This is a genomic window from Aquimarina sp. Aq78, from assembly GCF_900299525.1.
GTDB lineage: Bacteria > Bacteroidota > Bacteroidia > Flavobacteriales > Flavobacteriaceae > Aquimarina.
Window position 1 is genome coordinate 328,431 of the sequence record NZ_OMKA01000003.1, and the last position, 19,456, is coordinate 347,886.

Below are 19,456 nucleotides of genomic sequence, written 5' to 3' on the forward strand. Positions count from 1 at the left end.
CTATTCTCTTTGAGGACGCGCTTGACCTTCATAAACACCACTTCTATTTGACGAAGGTAATTCAGGCACATACTTTGATGGGTTATTATATTCATCCAACACTTGCTTCCATGTAACCTCACCATTAATATACTTCTGTCTTAATGCATGCCATTCGTTTCCTGGAGTATGTCCCATATCCCATTGACCTACTCTACTTTTAGTTTGATCCCACTGAATTAATTGAAATGTATTTGGATCATAAACATTTCCATTTACATCAGCTTTAGCTGCATTACACCATACTGTTTCAACTACCCCTTTTCTAAAAGATGGTCTATGCCTTGACTTATAAATACGTTCAACTATACTCCCTACTTGACGTAAAGTTGATTCATTTAATTCAACAGGAAGCATTCTAAAGGTTGAAGAAAAACCTATTTCACTTCCTGTTTTACTAGTTAATCCTCTTAAACTTCTAGCATTAAAAAATGCTCTAACTTCAAAAGCAGATAAAGCTAAATCAAGAGTTCCCCAACCATAATTACCTTCTGAATAATTATTTATAGCAGAAGCTGCTCCTCCAAGCGGGCTCATCTCAAAAGCAACCCATATAGGGTTACTTAGTCTAGCAAAATCTTGCATTGCTTTTTGTCCCGCCTGATGCTTCGCTATATCTATTTTCCTTTGAAAAGCTTTATCTCTAGATTGACCTACTTTTTTTGCTTCTTCAGGCGTAGTGTAAAACCCGTACTCTGAAATATCTGGAGGGTTGTAAAGGATAGGGACTAAATCAAGCTGTATTTTACCTGTTTTTTGCTGCATACTATTCCAATAATAGTATTCTTCCTGCCCTTCTAATTCAGTAAAAGCAATTACTTTATTACCGCTAAATGAATATGGAGTATAATGTGGATATTTTGCTGTCAATGGATCCACGGCAAAAAATCTACCCACTCTAGGATCGTGCATCCTGTATCTATAATTTAAGCTATTCCCTTCCCCTTTAACCTCATCATCTTTCTCCTGTCCTTGGAATCCGTATCTATAGTCTCCACTATTACCATGTCTATTAGGTAGAAGCATCCCGAACGGGTAATAATCATTAAATGTAAGAACGTCTGGCACAAAGGTAGTAACAATTGTTGGATTAGCATCTGCTACCTCTGTAGATATCGCTACATTATCTATAGCAAACACCTGTGTGATATCATCTTTATCTTTGGTTCGTACCCACTGTATCATAGTTACTACCCCTGCTGCTGTAAACGTAAATGTTTTTTCACCGTTGGTAGTCTCTATTTTTTCATGTAGAATTTCTCCAAAATTAGATGCTTTAATCTTAATATCAGGAGAAGAAGTTAATTCTAGATCATAGGTGATCGTATACTCTTTATCTGGTTCGGTAAGCATAGAATGTGCAATCCCGTCGTTACGATCATCTACCGATGCTACTAATTGGTTGGTATTTGTTGTTACTTGCGCTCTACCATTTTTAAACCAATTATAATCATCATCTATAGATATCCATCCTTCAAAATCATATTGATTAACAACCTGTGTCGTACTAATACTTGTTTGTAAGAGTTTACGGTCGCTAATTACACTTAATACATTACCTAAATGATTACTTAATTCGTAGCGTTTGTCTCCAACCGTTTTGGTTATTAAACTGGTTGTTTCTGGTTGTATAGCTACCAATTCGAGATGTTTTTTCTCTACTCCTAGTCTACTACTGCCATATACTTGATGCTCGGTTAAGGTAATTTGTTTTTGATCTGTAATATCCTGTGGGTTGGACTCATTCGTCTCGTACACTGCCATTACATTACCCTGTGCATCCCGCACATATACCGTAACCTCTTCTGGTTGCCCGGGTATAGCCATTACTTTGGCAATACGATTACCTAGTCCGTCATATACAAAACGTATACGCACGCCATCTTTTTTAGTAATCTCTCGTATTTTACCATCTACGCGCCAGTCGATATTGGCTATATTATCTTTTTCATCCCTTAGTAACTGTCCTATGGCATCGTATTGGTAGTTTCCTTCTTTCTGGTCTTTTAGATCATTAAATCTACTTCCTTTTACTGCATCATCTACATGATCCAACTTATTACTATTAGGCAAGTAGTGATAGGTAAGATCATCCATATCTACTTGATTGCCATTTTTATTAACAGTTACTCTATTTAGCTTTTTTAAATTCCCGTTACGATCATAACTATACGCACTGGTATAGTTTTGTGGTGTTGTTGTTTTAGAGATATCATAACCTTTCATATCTTTAATACGATTAAGCTGATCGTACTGGTAATGATTCATCTGTATCCCTTGTGGCGCCCCATTGGTATTTACCAGACTGGTAGTCATCTGCTTTATATTACCATTATAAAGCTCTTTTGGGTTTTGTGCAGCTGCATTAGTATGTACAAAGGCGTTGATAGATCCTACTGACTGGTAATCGTTTTCATAATACCCTAATGTATATCCATAGGCATCTTTTGCTGTTTTTTCTGTACCATCTGCTCCTGGATCATCTTTAGGATCCAGACTATCAGAATTTACTCCCTTTAGCCAACCATGTATTGTGTAGGTATAATCCTGTCCTTGTACTTGTTGATCTCCTAGTACTGTTCTAGCTAGTGGTCCATGAGCAAAATATTCGTATTGTGCATCTTGCTCCCATATATATCCATCTGCAGAGGTTTCTACCTTTACAATACGGTTATCTGCATCATAGGTATATCGGTGTATAAATTGATCTTGTTGCCCCTTCTGGTAATATACTTTATTTACATTACCACTAATCAAATCGTATTCGTATTCTATATTTTTAGTTCCTGAAAAAGGGATGTCTTGAGAATGAGAGAGGATACGATTATGCTGTACTAATTCTTTTACATTACCATGAACATCGTAGTGATAGTAGATCGCATTTTCATAATCCCGGGTTTGTATACCTTCTTTAACCGTATCATAATAATAGATAGCGGTTACCCGGTTACGAGAGCGTGCTTCTACTGTAGCGTCTAATACCCCTATGGTATTAAAAATATCGGCTGCATGACTTACTGGTTTGGTATATTGTGTGCGGGTTACTTCGCGTTGCTCCTTGGATATAGAATATGGATAGCTATCCATAGCTACTCGGTTTTTGGTAGTACTATCGATTAGTATTCCTGTAGATGCTTCTATAGCAATAGAAATATTAGGAATTAGTTCGCCTGCTTCGATAATACGTCCTAAACCATCGTATCGGGTATAACTAAAAGTATTATTTTTTAATTGCTTTGCGTTTTGCGAAGCTATAATTCTACCCAGTTTATCATAGGCAAAACGAGTAATCCCCCCATCTGGAGTATATTGCCATACCAATTGGTTAAGGGCATTATATTTATAGCGTGTTTGTAAGCTATGATCTGGTAGCAATGCATCTTCCTCTAAATCGATGTTGGTTGCTCTATAGGTATTGATACGATCATTAAGAGTCCCTGCACCGCTATCGGTTTCTAACTGATCATCTGTAAAACGATTTACTCCTTCTGGCGGTACGGTCTGAATTAGGTTCCCTGCCTGATCGTAATAGTATAGTGTATACTGATATTCTTTATCAAAATATTGCATATCAAAATGCTCTACTACTCCTTCTATAGCATGCTTTACGTAGGCATTAATAAACATCTGACGTTGCCCCTCTAAATATGCTTGATAGGTATCCAAAGAATAACTGGCATGAATGCTTCGTGTAAGTTCCTCACAGGTATTCTGATCTGATTGTGGCACTTCAATCCCACTCGTATCTACTGGAAAAGGACTTGGGATAGGAATACATGCCCCTCCTTGTTGTAATTGTACTAAGTGATTGGCAGTAAAAGTACGCCATGAATCTCGTTTATCTACTGCAGTAGTATTGGTATGCGCCTTATAAGCATTGATCACGTTAACCATATCCCTATATCCATAGTTAAAATCGGTTGCCCCAAAATCGGCTATGGTCATATAGAAAAGAGATTGCGTATCGCTAACTCCCATAGTTTTTAAGTACTGATCATAGTCTGCCACCAAATATCCCAAATGATATTTACAGAAATCATCTGAACTATAATTCTCCTCTGTATCTCCTATTCTTATTAGAATGTTTTTATAAACCTCATAAGCATCTGTACAACTTACTGGTGGTAAAGGTTGTGGTAAACAAGGCTCTGCACAAGGTTCGTTTAATCGAGCAGCAAAAGTGATTTGTGATACTTCTGTAAACCTAGTAGCTTGTCTACTAGTTAATAGATTTGTGTTTTTATCAAACGAAGTTGTTTGAGTACTACTACTATTATTAGTAGTACTTCTGGTCGCTGTTGGATTTAAGCTTACTGCTAATAGGTCGCAAAGGGAAAAATCTACACTATATGATTTTCCATCAATTTGTTCTCGCCGACTAATTGATAAAATAACATTTTTAGCTAAAATAATTTCACCGCTTGTATTTCTATATCGTATTGAAGCACTAACTCCTCCGGAAAGTGAGGAGTAAGAGAATTTGGACGAATCCAAAATCATTATATCCAAAATCTCTTCTACATTATAAAAGTCCTCTTCAAAATCAAGTCTAAAATAGGTAAAACCATTATTTGGATATCCGGTTGGCCAACTATTAGGTGTATAATTTGCACTAAATGATATCCAATGTCTTGTATTATTATGAATCAAGCCTATTCTAGAAGGATCGCCATATATCCTGCTAAAATAACCAACAAAATCATCAAAATATGTTAATGGCGGATTATGAGCCTCGTATTGTGGAGCAAGTCCTATTCTAATTCTTTCTCCAAGTTGAAAAGAACCTAAAAACAGATCATCATACACTGCTTTAGGGACTTTGGTACCTGTTCTTGTTGCCTCTAATTGTGCATTAAATATTTTTTTAATTAGTACTTCAAATTGATTTTCCAGATCTGGATTTGTTTGGCAAGCAGATACATCTTCATTTTTTAATTCGTCTGGGTCTGGTAGTAATGGTAAATTTTCAGCTTTATCTAATAAATCACAACCAAACCATAAATTAGTAGGATGAATTCGTCTAATGTTATCTTTTTGATATTCAACAATTTTTGTATCACTTTCTACAATAGTATTATTTTCATCTTTATGAGAAATTATAAACTTTGCAAGTCTAGGGTTATTATAACCACCAAAATTATTTTTAATACCTACGATATTCCCCTTATGTAAGTTCTTAATATTCGTATTAATATCAAATCTAATAACTTGTATATCTGAAAAACGTATTTCAAACTGACAGTTATACCCTCCGTTCTGATCCCCAAAAGTAGCATACACATGATCCAGATTAGAATAATTAAGCTTAGGATAATCACAATAAACATAAACATTACTAGGACCGGGAACATAACACCCACTATTTGATGTGAAGAAATCTTGTAATAAAGTTGTATACTCTGGATATTCTTTCAAGGAAATAGATTGAAAAAGATTATCCGTAGTTGCTTTTCCTTTATCAATTAAGGCATTCATTAAATTGGTCATATCCTCCCCAAATCGTTGCTCTAGAGAGTCATCAATACAAACTATATCTCCAGTTGTTAAGTGATCATTAATATCCCCACAACATAAAAAATTAAGGATTCGTTCTTCATTTTCGGCTACAGTACCTACGGTACCCACTTTTGCGATTCCTGTTTCTATGGTATTTAACCAAGTGACCTGTACGGTTTGTCCAATAATGGTATTAGATACCCCTTCTGTTAACCCAAAGCTTACCGCACTAATAGTTCCCTGGTCGGGAAGCATCGTATCCAGACTCCATTGCATTTTTTGTACTCCATCTACAGTCAAGGTATACACACCACCTCCTAGGCTATTCCATAATACACTGGTTCCTCCTCCAAAATACTGTGCTAAGTAGCTATTGGTATATTCTGTTAATTGTGCAATATCATAGGATGTTGCATTAATCTTTCCTAATTCTATTAGTTTGTTCAGTAATTTCACCATAGACTTAGAGAAATAACTTTCTATGTTACAATCTCCGGATTCGTCCCAAGTGTTTCCTGTTCCCAAATATTGTCCTACTTCGTTGGGGGTTCCTACACTACATTCGGCAATACGAGCTTTGGTAGTGCCATTAAAAATAATCTCTTTTATAGCTCCATTTTCTTCTATCTGCGCCAATAACTGGTATTCAAATACCTTTGCTGTTGTATTATAGGTAGCATGTATCTTACTAATATTTGTTATGCTCCATTGTTGTCCATAGGTACTCCAACTTTGTGAAAAGGTATTTGGTAAACTAAGCGTTTGCTCTCCCTGATCTAATGGTGCACCTACTCCTATTTGTTGAGTATATTTTTTTCCATGTACTGTACCAGAAATAATAACATCCTGCGATGCGGGGAAACTACCTCCTAACTCTTCAAATAATGCCATCGTAAAATACTGCCCTGTATATGCAAGAGGTGTTTTTGGCGTTCCTCCTTTTTGATTGAGATCATTAAAAAAACCACCCCAGTATAATTCTAAATCTCTTGCCAACGGACAGATGCCTGTATTGATAAAATATTCGTAGTTTACCTGCTCAGCAATATCGTTCAATACTTGTTCTGGAGTTGCCCCGGCATTGTGGTACATATCGGTAGGCTGAAAACGTTTTTGTTTATTTTGATAGGCCGAGGACTTTTCATATTGGCAAAGTCTATCTGTGGTATTACTTATATATGCTTGCAAGCGAGTTATTGCACTTCTGTTATAAGTATCTAAACGAGCAATCAAACTAACTGGTGCTTCTGACACTCCAATACAACCATTATAAAACCCTCTTTTAAGGGCGTAAGCATCCATAAAAGTAGACAGGATACGTTGTTTAAGCCCCATATAATTGGTCTTATAAGAGTTCCAGAATTGATCTTGTTTATCTATCGGCAATCTTTGAATTGCAGAATACACTGCTGGTACTCCTGCTGGTACACTACACTCTTGTAAGGTGTTACAAATCGCAGTTTTGTATACCGAAGCCATTAAGGATGCTTTAGAGCCATCATAGTTTGTTGTTAAGGCTTCTTTTATAATAGATTTTCTGGCAGTATATAATGCACTGGTCTCAAAGTTATTTGGTAATGTTTTTGTAAAATAAGGGTCCTCATCGGCAATAGTTGTTCCATTGCTAGATAAAACCCCTGCATCTACTGCTTCTTTAAATGTTGTTATGGATTTTAGATAATTATCATACCCATCAGGATTAAAATAACTGTTCGTCCCTGAGCGAAGCGTTTTTAATTCGCATACTGCTGTACTGTATGCTAAATAGCCATACTCTGGGTGGTATGTTATCAACGAAACTGCCCAACTATCCTGCCAGGTATCTGGATGTATTATATCAGAAACATGCTCTAAGTACTGTGGTTCTACAAATACTTGCTCTGGGTTTTCTGAATCCTCTCGGACAGGACTATCGGCAATGATGGAAGGGGTATATGTAATGGTTTCTACCCCATCCTCATCAATGTCAGTCTTTTTTTGAATAGTTATATAACTAATCGTTCCATCTTTTTCATAATAATGCCCTTTTGTATATAATTCTGTCTGTGAGGATGGTTGCGGATCATAGGTTTCATGCCTGGGGTTTCTCCAACTATTATGTACCGCATCACTTACTTGTGTATTTAACAAACGGTTTTCTGTATTAAATATATTTAATAGTGTTGTCGTCGACCCTGATACTCCAGCTCCATATTGCCCTAAAGGACTTATATCTTGTAATAGCTGTTCTTTTTTGGATTGACAGCTAATTGAATCTGCGGTATCTTCATTAGCTCCTACACTACCATCAGAACATGGTGCCATACAAGCTTCTAACGCCTGATCCCATTGGGCTGCTAATGCATTTTCTAATTGCTGAATTTCTATGGTTGTCAACAATTCTAATTGTGCAGGGTCATAAGTTTCTATTTGATCGTCTACATAAGCTTGTCTTGCTTCTTCGTTGGTTGTAAAATCTCCTCTTAAACTTTGAGCACATTCTTCACAACTAGTAAAACATCCGTCTAGCAGTAAAGGCGTAGGAGATACATCTTCTTGTTTTACATAACAAGGATCGTTCGGATCCTGTAATCTGGCAATATAATCGTCTGCATATTCTTTCAACTTTTCTGAATCAATCTCCAGATCTTTAGTGATATTAAAGGTTCCTCTTTTAATCGGAATTTCCATTTCATCCAAGGCAAAAGTATTTCCTTTAGTTCCTCCTAAAACCACAGAAGTTTGTTGTACTGGATTCGTCATCAAACTTTGTGCTGCATTGTTTACAATATCTATAGTTAAATTATATGCTAAAGGATAAGTAACTTCACATTCGTCTGTTTCGGTAATTTTAGTTTTAAAAACAAAATTGGGTTGTTCATGAATCAGATCGTATACAAATTTTCTGGTTTCATGATGTATGGCTGTTTTGACTGAAGTATAGGATAATTGATCTTGCAGATTCCCTAATATGGCTGTACTTCTTATAGCATTATGATCTTCGTTGTTATCGGTATCACTACGGTTAATTTTCCCCAGAAGATCGGTACGGATTTGTTTATGTAATCCTGTGTCATCATTTTCTTCGTCTAATCCAATTAGATGATCTGGCTTATAGCCTGCAAGAGCAGTTGCAATGGTACGTCCTTGCGGATCCAGATAACTAATACTTAGTTGACGGTTAGGATCTAACACCATATTTTTTTTGTAATGGACTGCATTTCCTACCGAGTAACCAAACAAACGATTTAACTCTTTTTGCTCTGGTGTACCATAGTAGTATTCCATCTCATGTCCAGATCCCAATTGATGTGTTGGTCCTACTCCACTTTTTCTGCGAATACGTCCTGTATTATCTGGAGTATATTCGATTTGAGACATAGGAAGTCCTTGTGCATCAGGTATTCTATTCTTAAAAGATCCCGTAATGGTATTTGCTGTAGAATAATAGTGTGATGCTCCTGATTGCACCCCCATAAGTTTATCAGCAGAAGGCTGATCTATTATGTTTTGAAGGTTTTCGTCAAAATCTTGATAGCTATAAAAATGCCCTTCGGCATCAGTATTAAAATTAAGGTAATATTTTAATTCTGCATCATTGGTTGGTACAGGAAGTACTTCTACCGCAGGACGCCCCTGCGCATCATAAATTACCTCACCAATAATAGCATGCTGATCGGTATTAATAGTAGTAACTGTTTGTCTGTTACGAAGACCTCCATCAAAGTAACTAACTACTTCTTTCTTTTTTCCGTTTTCTGCATACGAGGCCTGAAATTGCCAATTTTTGCCAGACTCATGTTCCAGCTCCTTTGTTATCTCAAATACATGAGGCCAGTCTGCAACAGTATTTTTAACCGATGCCCCACTAGTCCATTCTCCTAATTTTTCTCGGGATATATCTTCTAGAAAATATCCAACTGCCCGCACTCTATAAATCAAGTAGCCTTGAGAATACACCAATGGTATTTGGTAATTATTTTGTTTTATACGAACCCGCGTGCTATTTTGTCTAAAGTTTTTTTCTGTAAAATACACTTCATCTACTCGTAACGGAACTATATTTTCTCCATAATTATCTACCCAAGTCCATTCCAGATCATATTCTTTTGCTCCATCTACATGTTTCCAATAAAACTCTACCTCTTTTCCTTTAGGAGTAACATTCAAAACAGGAACTGTATTGTTTAATAGTTCAAAACGCTCTTTTTGATGCCCGATAGCTAGCTGTATATTAGGTGGGATTGTTCCATTTTCTATAGTAGCTATATTATTTTCTATATCCTCATAGCTATATTTTAATATTTTTACCTGTGCTCCATAGGCTCCCTTTAAGTTGTACTGTTGCTTATCGATGTAACTACCTGCTCCTAATGCCCTATTTTGCTCTACATACAATTCTTGCGTATGACTGGTGCTAGCTGGGATACCATCTGCCTTTATAGGAGTAACCTCTATAGTTACAGAGAATTTATAGATGGTAAATGGAGCTGTATCTGGTAATATGCTTAAGTTAACATAAGCAAATGGTTCTTTGTCTATTGCCGTAGCAGTTGTTAGGAAAGAAGATTGATACGTTAGTATATTTCCTACTTGTTGTGCCTGCTTTATTACTGTACCATCAAATACTTGCTCTTCTTGTGCATAGACATTGTAGGAAAGCATGATCATAGCTATCCCGAAAATATACCTATAAATGTGTTTTTTTAAATTGTACATAGCGTAAGTCTTATGGATTAGTTTGATCGATTAATGTGTAAGTACTATAGATATCGGTAAGCATGAGTTGGTTTCCTTGTCGAATTACATAATCCGAAAGCTTTTTTTGCCTTATGGATTTTGTGTCTGTATTATCTTCTAATTCGATCTCTACCCTTGCTGTATCATATTCTTCTTTCCCTTCATTTGTAATAAAAGGCATTTTCTGAGCGAAGTATAACTCTTGTTTTAATAGAGTGTTCTTTTCTTTAAGTATATGTAAAATTACTTTTTGAAATGGTATCGGTAATTGACGACTTTTTACATTCATTTCAATAATATCTATTCCTTGTCTATTTACTAGAGAAACTGGTATATAGAACTGCAATATCTTAGATATATCTGTGGGGTTCTCTATTTTTCCTGATTGTTTTGTATAGTATATATTTTTGGACTTATGGTCTATTCTTAATTGTCCTTCTGGAAACTGTAAGGCTTCCATATCCAAAGCTTTCATTATAAAAGTGTTCCCCTTCTTATATAGTGTTCCATTATATTTTTCGGTAACCTTACTTCCTGTATATCCTCTATACATAGTGTAAGTCATCTTTATATCATAACCTGATTCCTTAGTATAAGCTCTCTGAAGTTTTTCTAAAACAGCAATAGCTTCTTGTGTTTGTGCCTTACCGTTATTAGTTCCTGCTATTAGCACTAAAGCTATAATGATCCCATATCGGACTATAATCGCCATATTCTTAATCTTTTGATTTTTTGTATACTGTTCTTTATTTACTAGGTAATCCCAATCTATTTGGTTGCTTTGGTATTTCCGGATCGGCTTTCTTGAATAGTGAATACTCCTCTTTCTGTTTCTTTTTTAATTCTAACCAAGTCTCCTTCTGCATCATATTCATAAAAAGTGGCAAAATTATTTTCGTCCAACTCAGACATCAACCGTTGTGTTGCTGGATCATACACAAAGGTTTTCATATTACCATCATAAGGATGAAAACGAATATCATCAAAATATACATTGACCTCTGAGGATGTATTTTCTAAAGATAATGTCATCTGGTGAGCATCTACAGGTATCGTAAAAGATCCTGATACTTGTTGCCATCCTTCGATTACTGGACCTTGGGGTTTAAATTGTAAGCCATGAGTATCCATAATCACCTCATCTGCATCTTTGTATGCTATTTTTACTAAAGTATTGAGGTAAGTGATTGGCTGATATCCTGATATTTCTTCATCTTGATAAAAGGTAACTTCTGGATTTATTCCAGACTGTTTAGAATCGTTATCTTTTACACTGGTTAATGTTACGGTGTCTAATCCTGCATTTAACATACTAAAATTTGAAATCATATAAAACTGCCCGTTTTCTACTCTTACATCGGTAAAAGTAAGCGTCATATTATCCTTATTATCTCTAATTGGATATCGGTAAGTTAACGTAGTGCTAGTTCCATTTCCTGAATCTTTTCTTCTAACTTTAGGCGACAAATAAGTAAATGTGCTAGTACGGTTTTTATTTAAGGCAAAAGAAAATCCAATAGTATGCCCATAAGTATCTTTTTCTAATGTTAACCCATATACAGTAAGTTTTCTTTCCTCTATTTGTGTATCGTTTACATAGGCTAGTAGTGGGTCAAAATCCAGGTTTTGGGTTGCACTTTGTGGAATATATATTTCTGGTATATAATATATATCTGGATCGGTATCTATAATGCGATTTTTTAAATGGTTCAATAATTCTACAAACATCTGACTTTCCTTACTATCATTAAAGAGTATGACATCTGGATTTACTCGATTTATGCCTTGTTCTCTAACCCATCCATTAACCACATAACGATCTCCTGCTTTGGGCTTAAATTTCTCACACCCAAACAGCTCAGGGATTTCTTCTTCTAAAATTCGTACTTGTACTCCTTGTCGTATCCCGGGGCAATCATTTTCTGACCTCTGCTCTGCATAGTATACTTGCCCATCTATCAATTCTTCTGAATCTGCATATACAGTTCCTCCAATTTTACGATCATACCATCGAATTTCATATCCAATTGCTAATAAATCTGCAATCGTATGAGATTTATTATTATAAAAAGTTTGTAGAGTTTCTGGGACAAAAGGAGGAGAAACGACAACTACATTAACAGTAATCTCTTTTCTAAATTCACTTATATCTCCGTAGATATCGACCTGAGAAGCATAATATGTGACTCCGTTCTCTACTTGAATTGTTGCGGATAATTCGCTACCGTTTTCTTGCTGATCATACCATTTGATAGTAGATCCTTCTATTATTTTTAATTTTTGTTCCAGTTCGGCTAAAGTGGTTCCTTCACATACCACTTGATAGCCATCTCCTTCTGGAGGATGAGTTCCTATAGAAACAATTACGGATGCTCTACAAGGAGTTCCTGATCCTTCGGCAAAATATGTTTTTTCATCTTCTAATATTGTATCTATACTAAGTGGTGTTCCTCCTACTGGTACGGTATACCATTGTACATTATCGCCTTCTACCTTTAAATCATTGATTGTTGCTTGCATACCTTTTGGGAAGTTTTGAAACTCTTCTACTACTGGTACATTATCACTAATCTTAACAATTAATGGGGTTCTCGTGTTTACAGTATCACTAGTATCATCCCACCAATATGTTATTCCTGCTGGCTTTTCTGCTTCGGTAGTTATAAATTCTTCCTTTTTAATAGCAGTACCTCCTGTTTCTGTAAGATACCATACAATATGTTCTCCTTGCGGAACCAGATATTCTACCAAAGGATACTCTTCTGATATCCCACTTAAACAAAAGTTTGTATCTACAGGACAGTCTACACAATCTTTGGGAGTACAATTCAGTAGAAACCCTGTGGTTGACATCACTTTTAATGAACCATCCGTACCTAAGTATGTGATAGCATTATGAACATTAGTTATATCAATACTAGAGAACGATGCAATACTAAGGTCACTAAGTCCTGGAGCAGATCTAAATACTTCAAAAATACTAACCCCATTTAATTGTAATGCATAACCAAGTGGAGCACTTATACTTTTCCACACTAAGGTATCCTGATTGTTAATATTGAAAACCTCATCTACGCAAGTTTCAAAAAATGCAGGGTTATCTGTAAGGGTATACTCAACTTGCGGAAAGGAGATAATATCATTTTCTTTTAAGAAATTTAATGCCTGAATCACTGCTTCTTCGCAGGTTATAAGGCTACAATTGTTCTGATTTTTTATCTTAATAATAATTGGATATCGTTCTAAAGTTAGATCTATGATTACTGAGTTCGTAGCCAAAAAGTGGTATACTCCTTCATCGGCTGCTGTTACATTAGTAATGATCAAATCTTTGCTTGTAGCTCCTGTTATTGCAACCCCATCTTTATACCATTGATAACTATTATTATCACTATTCAATGCAGTAGTACTTAAAGTGATGGATTGCCCTGTAATAACATTTTTGGTTTCGGGTTGATCAACCTTGGCTTGGGGAATATATAAAAAACTTGTAAGGTTTGCTGTGTAAGTCTTAAATTCTGGTTCTACATTCCAAAAAACAAATCTGTTAAAATCAATCATCAGGTGTTTTAAACTAGTTAACTGACTTAATGCCGTAGGTACTCTTCCCGAAAGCTGATTATTACTAAGGTATAATTGCTGTAGGTTTGTTAATTTTCCAAATTGAACTGGAATTGGTCCTGACAATTGATTTCTTGCTAACTCCAAATATTTAAGAGATAATACATCTCCTAAAGCAGCAGGGATATTTCCTGAGAGCCTATTGTCATTTGCTTTAAAATCTTGTAGTTTTCTCAAATCCCCTAGTTCTGAAGGAATAGTATTGGTTAATTTATTTGTACTCAACCATAAATATTGAAGGTTACTTAGCGCTCCCAATTCTACTGGTATACTCCCTGAGAGTTGATTATGATTTAAATAAAGATGTTTTAAACTACTTAATTGCCCTAATTGAATTGGAATACTTTCTGAAAGTTGGTTTCTAAATAAACTCAGTTCTTCTAATTTGGTAAGATTACCCAATGATAGAGGAATACTACCAGATAATTGATTGTCGCTTAAACTAAGATATTTCAAGTTTAATAATCCACTTAATTCTACAGGAATTGTTCCTGTTAATAAGTTACGATACAGGCTAAGTCTTTCTAGGCTTGTAAGGTTACCGAGTTCTACAGGTATATTTCCTGTAAATTGATTCCCCATAGCTTCCAAAGTTCTTAATGCTTTTAATTTCCCTATAGCTGGTGGAATTTCTCCTGTTAAATGATTCCAGGAAAGGTATACATGCTCCAAACTTACTACTTCTCCTAAAGCAGATGGGATATCCCCAGATAGTTTATTATCATTTAATCGTAATGTAGTAAGATGAACTAACGAAGAAATCGAAGCGGGGATTTTTCCTGTTACATTATTTTTCGGTAATTTCAATGCTGTTATTTTACCGTCTACAACTGTAATTCCATACCAATCGCATACCGGAACAGTAGCAGATAACCAATTCGTGTTGGTGGTCCATCCTGCTCCATTTGTAGTTGTATAAAAATCTATAAGTGCTTGTTTTTCTGCTGCTGATACGCCACAAGAATCTCCCGGAGCTATAGATATTGTTATCGGGTTACGTTCTATTGTTAGTTCTTTTACAATACTATTAGTTGCTGTAAAATGATATATTCCAGCATCACTATCCTCAATAGTATTAAGTATTAGTTTTTTATTAGTTGCCCCTGTAATAGCTACTCCATCCTTATACCACTGATACCTATTATTAGTACTGGTAAGTATATTAGATGTTAAGGTTACTTCTAAACCAGCAACAACGGTTTTAGACTCTACTTTATCAACTTTAGCTTGCGGATCATGGATAAAACCTACTCCTAGTTTTGCTTTTAAAGCTTCAAACGTAGTTTCTATTTCCGAAAATATAAATTGATTATCAAAAATAGTAAAGTTTCTAAATCCCGAAAACTGATCTAACCCTGTAGGAACACTACCAGATAACTGATTGTTATTTATTCTTAACACTTCTAATTTAGTTAGTTGGGCAAACGTTTCAGGAATGTCTCCCGATAATTGATTATTAGAAAGTACTAGTGATCTTAGATTGCTAGCCTCTCCTAACTCTACCGGAATAGAACCTGTAAGTTGATTTGCACCCAATTGAAGATTTTCTAGTTGTGCTATCTGCCCTAATGATTTTGGTATATTCCCTATAAAAACGTTGTTAGATAGTAATACATGTTCTAAGCTTAAAAGCTCCCCTATATTTTCGGGAATTTCTCCTTCTAATGTATTATTACTCAAATTTAACGTCTGTAATTTGGTTAAGGTTGCCAACGATACAGGTAGTACTCCTGTAAGTTGATTGTCTGAAAGCTGAATATCTTTTAAACTAGTTAATTGAAACAAAGAAGAAGGAATATCACCTACCAAATCGTTATTTATTAATCTTAATGAAGTTACTTTTCCATTAGTTACTTTTACACCATACCAGTCACATACCTTAGAATTGGGATTTGTAATATCCCAAGGCTTATTATTTGCTAATGTATTTACCCAACTGGCACCATTAGCCTCATTATATATATCAATTAAAGCCTGACGTTCTGTTGCGGATATCTCACAAGAAGCGGTACCTACTTCTAATTGTATTTGATGACGTGTTAATGTCAATCCAGTAACTACACTATTGGTTGCTATAAAATGATATACCCCAACATCAGAATCACTTGCTGCTGCTATTACAAAATTCTTGCCTGTTGCTCCTGTAATTACTACATCATCCTTATACCACTGATAGGTATTATTTGTACTGGTTAAAGCCGTACCTGTTAAAGTTATAGGTTCTCCTACTGATGCAGTTATTATTTCTTCCTGATCTACTTTGGCCTGTGGGGTATAGATAAAATTGGCTCCCAGTTTTGTTTGTAAAGCCACAAATATGGGCTCTATCTCTGAGAACACAAATTGGTTATCAAAAATGGTGAAAATTTCAAATCCAATAAGCTTATCAAATCCAGCAGGAATATCTCCTCTAAGCTGATTGTTATTTATTCCTACCTCTTCTAAGCTTATTAATTGCGTATATTCTACAGGAATGTTTCCTGTAAATTGATTATTGCTTAGTTGCAGTTTTTTTAATCGTGTTAGTTGGCCTAGTTCTTTCGGTAAATTTCCTGAAAAATTATTATTAGACAATATAATCTGCTCTAGATCTAATAATTGTACAATTTCAATAGGAATTTCTCCTTCTAATTGATTACCAGACAGATTCAATTCTTGCAAATTAGTCAACTCTACCAATGCTGGGGATATACTCCCTATCAAATTATTATTGCTTAATTTTAATCCAGTCACCTTTCCTTTTACTACAGTTACTCCATACCAATTACATACAGGAATATCAGTCAACCAATTCGTTGTAGTAGTCCAACCTGTTCCTCCAGTTAGTCTATAAAAATCTATAAGTGCTTGTTTTTCTCTGGTAGACACAGCACAGGTATCAGATGTAACCTTTACTGTAATTGGGTTACGTTCTAAAATCAAATCTTGTACAATAGTATTTGTCGCCTTAAAATGATATACTCCTGCGTCGTCTTCTTTTGCTGCTATTATTTTTAATGTACTATTAGTCGCTTCTGGTATTGCTATCCCGTTTTTAAACCATTGATAGCTATTATTGCTACTGGTAAGTTCCTCTGTACTTAATGTAATCTCTTCTCCGATCACAACAGGCTGCTCTTCTTTTAAATCAACTTTGTCTTGAGGATAATATTTAAATCCAGATCCAAATCTCAAATTATATGCATTGAATTCTGATTCTAGATCAGAAAACACAAATTGGTTATTGTTGAGATGTACTAATTGAAGTTTCGGTAATGTAACTAGACTAGCAGGGATTTTTCCTGTAAGTTCATTATCATGTATCCACAAAGATTCCAAATTAGATAATTTGCTTATAGAATCCGGAACCCCACCAGTAAGCCTATTACTATGTATATCTAATGATTTTAAATTAGACAACCGCCCCAAAGAAACTGGAATGGCTCCTGAAAGTCGATTATTATAAACATATAACGACTGTAAATTTGATAAGTTCCCCAACTCTTCAGGGATACTACCTGAAAGACTATTATTATACAGATTAAGATCTACCAAATTAAATAATTGACCTAGAGTTACTGGAATACTTCCTGTAAGTCGATTATTATCTAAATGCAATGATTTTAAATTTAATAACTGTCCTAATTCTACAGGAATCGTTCCTGTAAGAACATTGCTATAAAGGTTTAAATCTGTAAGTTTTGATAACTCCTCCAGTGCTACAGGAATTTCTCCTGATAAATTATTTCCCTGAAGGTGTAAATATCTAAGATCTCTAAGTTTTGATAAAGAATCTGGAATCCTTCCTGTTAACTTATTATGTCCTAAGTACAGAGATCTTAATTCTCCTAATAGTTCTAATTCTATAGGAATTTCTCCATACAAATCATTTTGATTTAGCGATAGAAACTCCAAATTTATTAACTGTCCCATCTCTATAGGGATAGTTCCTGTAAGCTGATTTGTTTCTAGGTTTAACTTGATCAAATTTGTGAGTCCTTTTACCCCCTGTGGAATGTCACCAACTAAATTATTACTCACTAATTCTACTCTTGTTACTTTATCATCTACTACAGTAACACCATACCAATCACAAACGGGGGTATTGGCATCCCAAGGCTTATTATTGGCTATCGTATTTTTCCAGTTAGGTCCATCTGTCGAATTGTATAAATCTAACAATGCTTGTTTTTCTGCAGCAGAAACTCCACATGTGTCCTGGCTAGTTATAGTAAGAGTTATTGGATGTCGTTCTAAAGCAAGTCCATTTACTACTGTGTTAGTTGTCCTAAAGTGGTATACTCCTGCATCAGTATCGGCAGCATTAGAAATGATCAAATTTTTGCTTGTAGCCCCCGTTATTGCAACCCCATCTTTATACCATTGATAACTATTATTTGTACTTATTAATGCGTTAGTAGTTAAAGTGATGGATTGCCCTGTATTAATATTTTTTGTTTCGGATTGATCTACTTTGGCTTGAGGCGAGTATCTGTATTTGTTCTGGACCTTAGCTTTATAGGATGAGTGATCTTCTTCTATATCAGAAAACACAAATTCATTATAGTGTATAGATAAATACTCAAGTGCTAACGAATTAATAATAGGAAGTTTTCCTTTGAAATGATTATTATTTATAATTAGCCTTTCTAGATTTGAGAGTTCTGAAATTCCTGAAGGAATACTTCCTTCAAAGTTATTTCTATCCAAAAAAACTTTCTCCAAAAGTTGAAGGGTAAATAATTCTGATGGGATTACACCAGATAATTCGTTATTAGATAAAGCTAAATAAGTTAGCTTTATTAACCCTTTATATTCAACAGGAATTGTTCCTGCGAGTTTGTTATTGGACAAAGAAAGATGACGTAGATTAGAAAGCCTTCCTATTTCTGGAGGTAGTCCTCCAGTTAGTTGATTTCCATCTAAAAATAATTCCCATAATTCATCAATCTGTGCCAATTCTTTTGGGATAGTTCCTGTTAATTGATTAGAACGAATTAACATAGAACTCATTTTTGTTAAATTACCTAGCTCTACAGGAAGTGTACCTGTTAGATTGTTTTGATTTAAGGTCAATCGAGTTAGATTCGTCAAATTCCCTATTTCTTTAGGGATACTACCAGATAGTTTGGGATTACCATATATTGCAAGCTGTTTCAGGTTTGTCAATTTACCTATAGATACCGGTATTTCACCTGATAAGTTCTCATTACCAGAAATTGTAAGGTTCTGTAGATAGGACACTCCCTCAATCTCTGAAGGGATATAGCCTGCCAAGTTATTATTCGAAAGTCTAACTGTAACCACTTTTCCATTCGATACAGTAACACCATACCAATCACAAACTGGGGTATTGGCATCCCAAGGCTTATTATTGGCTATCGTATTTTTCCAGTTAGCACCATCTGTCGCATTATATAGATCTAATAATGCTTGTTTTTCTGTTTCGGGAACTTCACAAGAGATTTGATACAGAATGTTTGATGTATCTCCAGAGGTGTGCCCATACATTTTAGTTACAAAAAGAAATAGGAGTATGATATACTTAAATACTGTTTTCATCTATATATTTTTTAATAGTCCTTTTGGATTATTGAGTAGT

Annotated in this window: 3 protein-coding genes; all 3 read right to left on the reverse strand. The window is 35.1% G+C overall.

Annotated elements, in window-relative coordinates; all coding sequences use genetic code 11:
* The 3 genes from DG435_RS06460 to DG435_RS06470 are packed head-to-tail and all read right to left on the reverse strand — an operon-like array spanning position 1 to position 19,416.
* Positions 1 to 10,233 carry a GH-E family nuclease gene (locus DG435_RS06460; protein ID WP_159025704.1) on the reverse strand — a complete coding sequence of 3,411 codons (10,233 nt, stop codon included), beginning with the start codon at positions 10,231 to 10,233 and terminating at the stop codon, positions 1 to 3.
* Positions 10,234 to 10,243: 10 nt separating this feature from the next.
* On the reverse strand, positions 10,244 to 10,966 hold the full coding sequence (locus DG435_RS06465; RefSeq protein WP_106794150.1) for a hypothetical protein: 723 nt from the start codon (positions 10,964 to 10,966) through the stop codon (positions 10,244 to 10,246).
* A gap of 56 nt (positions 10,967 to 11,022) precedes the next feature.
* The gene (locus DG435_RS06470) at positions 11,023 to 19,416 is read right to left on the reverse strand and encodes a leucine-rich repeat domain-containing protein (protein WP_106794151.1); all 8,394 of its coding nucleotides are present in this window, start codon (positions 19,414 to 19,416) and stop codon (positions 11,023 to 11,025) included.
* Positions 19,417 to 19,456 lie beyond the last annotated feature (40 nt).